Origin of the sequence: Streptomyces sp. NPDC059003, from assembly GCF_042740445.1 — a bacterium.
Classification (GTDB): Bacteria; Actinomycetota; Actinomycetes; order Streptomycetales; family Streptomycetaceae; genus Streptomyces.
Window position 1 is genome coordinate 1 of sequence record NZ_JBHYJH010000377.1, and the last position, 3,462, is coordinate 3,462.

Genomic DNA, 3,462 nt, shown 5'->3' on the forward strand with positions numbered 1-3,462 from the left:
AGGAGCGGGGTCTGGGGCGGAGCCCCAGTTCGGGAAGGGGCGGGCTTGGGGGCCTTCCGGCAGGGCACCGGGCCTCAGCCCACGTCCGCCGCGATCCCCCGCAGCGCCTCCATCGCCCGTCGATGCAACCCCGGCCCAAAGGTGACCCGCGTTGCCCCCAGCTCCCCGAGCTCCCGCACCGAGGGCCCACCCGCCGTACGGATCATGTTCAGCGGCACGTCGACGCCCTTCCGCAGCGCGGGAATGACCTCGGCCGGCGCCATGATGACGTAGACGCAGTCCGCCCCGGCCTCCACGTACAGGCGGGCCCGGCGGAGGGTCTCCTCCAGGTCCGCGACCCCGCGGACGTACGTGTCCACACGGGCGTTGATGAAGAGCTCCCCGCGTGCGACGTCCCGCACGGCGGCGAGGTAGTCGGCCTGTTCGTGGGCGTCCTTCAGGGTGCCCGCGGCGTCGTCCTTGCGCCCCCAGGAGTCCTCCAGGTTGCAGCCGACGACCCCGGCGTCGAGGAGCCGGCCGACCAGCTTGCGCGCCGGAAGCCCGTAGCCGTCCTCGACGTCGGCGCTGACCGGCACGGACACGGCCCGCGCGATGCGCCCGACGGCCTCGAACATCTCGCTCGGCGGCACGGCCCCGTCGGCGTACCCGAGGGCCGCCGCCACGCTCGCGCTGGGCGTGGCCAGGGCGGGGAAGCCCGCCTCCTCGAAGACGCGGGCGCTGGCCGCGTCCCACGGCCCGGGCAGGACGAGCGGGTCGCCGGGCGCCCTGCCGTGGTGCATGGCGCCGAACGCCGCTGCTGTCGCGGTCACTTGTGCTCCCCGGGCTTGTAGGTGGGCGGGTTGCGGATGCTGACGTTGATGCGGTTCCACGCGTTGATGACGGTGATCATCGAGATGAGCTGGCCGAGTTCGGCGTCGTCGAAGTGCCGGGCGGCCCGCTCGTACACGTCGTCCGGCACGAACCCGTCCGTCAGGACGGTGATCGCCTCCGTCAGCGCGAGCGCGGCCAGCTCCCGCTCGGAGTAGTGACTCGCGGCCTCCTCCCAGGAGTTGAGGAAGTAGATCCGCTCGTCGGTCTCGCCCGCGAGCCTCGCGTCCTTGATGTGCATGTCGATGCAGTACGCGCAGTGGTTGATCTGGGAGGCCCGGATCATCATCAGGTGCTTGAGGTGGATGTCGATGCCCTTGGCGGCCGCGTCGTTGGCGGCCAGGAGGCCGTTGAGGACATCCAGCTTGATCTTGGCGCCGCGTTTGCTCATGACCGTGACAACTCCCTGGAAAGTGGCGTCAGTGTGCGGGGCGATGGGCCGTGGAGCCCGGCGTGTAGTGGCCCGGAACCATGCGCGAGGTCACCGCGAAGCGGTTCCAGCCGTTGATGACGGTGATCGCCGCGATCAGATGGGCGAGCTCGGTGTCGTCGAAGTGCTCGGCGGCCCTCGCGTACACCTCGTCGGGGACGCCGCCGTCGGCGAGGAGCGTGACGGCCTCGGTCAGCTCGATCGCCGCGATCTCCTTCTCCGTGTAGAAGTGCCTGGACTCCTCCCAGGCGCTGAGCTGGACGATCCGCTCGACGCTCTCGCCCGCGGCGAGCGCGTCCTTGGTGTGCATGTCGAGGCAGAACGCGCAGCGGTTGAGCTGGGACGCGCGGATCTCCACCAGTTCGAAGAGGACCGGATCGAGGCCCTTCCTCGCGGCGGCGGCGAGCCGGATCATGGCCTTGTACGCCTCGGGGGCGTGCTCGGCCATGTTGAGGCGGGGGGTGTGCTCGGGGGCGCGGTCGTCGTGGCCCTGGGCGGTGGTCACGGGGTGCGTCGTCGCGTACGTCATGACTGCGAACCTACGCCCGCATTAGCCCACCGGTATGGTCCATTCCCATGGATAAATCGTGGGCCATTTCGGGGGGTGCCGCCGGGGCGGGAGGCTGGAGTGTCGACCTGCATCTGCATCTGGACGCGAAGGGCGCGGGTCCCCGCTCGGGTGTCCGCAAGAGCCTGACCGACGCGCTGCGCGAGGCGGTCCGCGGGGGCCGGCTCGCCCCCGGCACCCGCCTGCCGTCGTCCCGTACGCTCGCCGCCGACCTCGGCATCGCGCGCAACACGGTCGCCGACGCGTACGCGGACCTCGTCGCGGAGGGCTGGCTCACCGCGCGGCAGGGCTCGGGCACCCGGGTCGCCGCCCGCGACGTACCCCGCCCGGCGGCGCCCGCGCGCCCGCCCCGGGTGAGCGGCGCTCCGGTCCACGATCTGATGCCCGGCACGCCGGACGTGACGTCGTTCCCGCGCGCGGAGTGGCTGAAGGCGGCCCGCCGCGCCCTCGCGGCGGCCCCCGACGACGCGTTCGGGTACGGCGATCCACGGGGGCGGATCGAGCTGCGCACGGCACTCGCGGCGTATCTCTCCCGTGCCCGGGGCGTGCACGCCGACCCCGACCGGATCGTCATCGTGCCCGGCTTCATGCACGGTCTCACGCTCCTCGGTGACTGGCTCTCGGCGCGCGGGCTGCGGCGGATCGCCGTCGAGTCGTACGGGCTCGACCTGCACTGGGACCGCCTTGCCCGCACCGGTCTGCGTACGGAGCCGCTCGGCGCCGACGAACGGGGCACGCGCACGGACGGGCTCGCCGGGCACAAGGCGCTCCTGATCACTCCCGCGCACCAGTTCCCGACGGGGGTGGCGCTGCACCCCGACCGGCGGGCGGCGGCCGTGGACTGGGCGCGGCGCGCGGACGGCCTGATCCTTGAGGACGACTACGACGGGGAGTTCCGCTACGACCGCCAGCCGGTCGGCGCGCTCCAGGGCCTGGACCCGGACCGCGTCGTCTACCTCGGTACGGCCAGCAAGTCCCTGGCCCCCGGCCTGCGCCTCGCGTGGATGGTGCTGCCCGCGGCGCTCGCCTCCGAGGTCGCCGAGCTGAAGTTCGCGGCCGGGGCGTCGAGCGGGGTCCTCGACCAGCTGGCGCTCGCGGAGTTCATGACGTCCGGCGCGTACGACCGCCATGTCCGCTCGGCGCGGCTGCGCTATCGGCGCCGGCGGGACCAGTTGGTGGCCGCTGTGGCCGACAGCGCCCCCGACGTCGAGGTCACCGGCATCGCGGCGGGGCTGCACGCGGTGCTCCAACTGCCGCCGGGCACCGAGCAGTCGGTGGTGCATGCGGCGAGCTGGCAGCGGCTCGGGCTGCAGGGCCTCTCCCGCTTCCGGCACCCGAAGGCGACGGTGCCGCCGCGGGACGGTCTCGTCGTGGGCTACGGCACGCCGACGGATCACGCGTGGCGTGCCACGCTTGAGGCCTTGTGCCGCGTTCTGCCGTGACCTGGCGCGGGCGCCCCCAACCTCCGCGCACGGCCACATCGGCGCTCCGCGCCTCGCCCTCAAACGCCGGGCGGGCTGATTCCCCCACCCACCCGCCCTCTCCTGGGGCTCCGCCCCAGACCCCGCTCCTCAAACGCCGGAGGGGCTAGAACTTT

Annotated in this window: 4 protein-coding genes; 1 reads left to right on the plus strand and 3 read right to left on the minus strand. The window is 73.0% G+C overall.

Annotation, left to right across the window (positions count from 1 at the left end; genetic code table 11):
• Positions 1-74: 74 nt before the first annotated feature.
• Genes ACFWZ5_RS45655 through ACFWZ5_RS45665 form a run of 3 tightly spaced genes read right to left on the minus strand, consistent with a single transcriptional unit; the run spans position 75 to position 1,826 of the window.
• Positions 75-779 (minus strand): isocitrate lyase/phosphoenolpyruvate mutase family protein, encoded by a 705-nt coding sequence (locus tag ACFWZ5_RS45655; RefSeq protein ID WP_384806533.1) that lies wholly within the window; start codon positions 777-779, stop codon positions 75-77.
• Between the two features lie 26 nt (positions 780-805).
• Positions 806-1,258, minus strand: coding sequence for a carboxymuconolactone decarboxylase family protein (locus tag ACFWZ5_RS45660; protein ID WP_384806527.1), 453 nt, complete (start codon positions 1,256-1,258; stop codon positions 806-808).
• Between the two features lie 28 nt (positions 1,259-1,286).
• A complete protein-coding gene (locus ACFWZ5_RS45665) occupies positions 1,287-1,826 on the minus strand; it encodes a carboxymuconolactone decarboxylase family protein (RefSeq protein ID WP_384806529.1) in 540 nt (179 codons plus the stop codon).
• Positions 1,827-1,873: 47 nt separating this feature from the next.
• On the opposite strand from ACFWZ5_RS45665, the gene ACFWZ5_RS45670 reads away from it, so the two are divergent.
• The gene (locus tag ACFWZ5_RS45670; protein ID WP_384806531.1) at positions 1,874-3,307 is read left to right on the plus strand and encodes a PLP-dependent aminotransferase family protein; all 1,434 of its coding nucleotides are present in this window, start codon (positions 1,874-1,876) and stop codon (positions 3,305-3,307) included.
• The last annotated feature ends 155 nt before the right edge of the window (positions 3,308-3,462 follow it).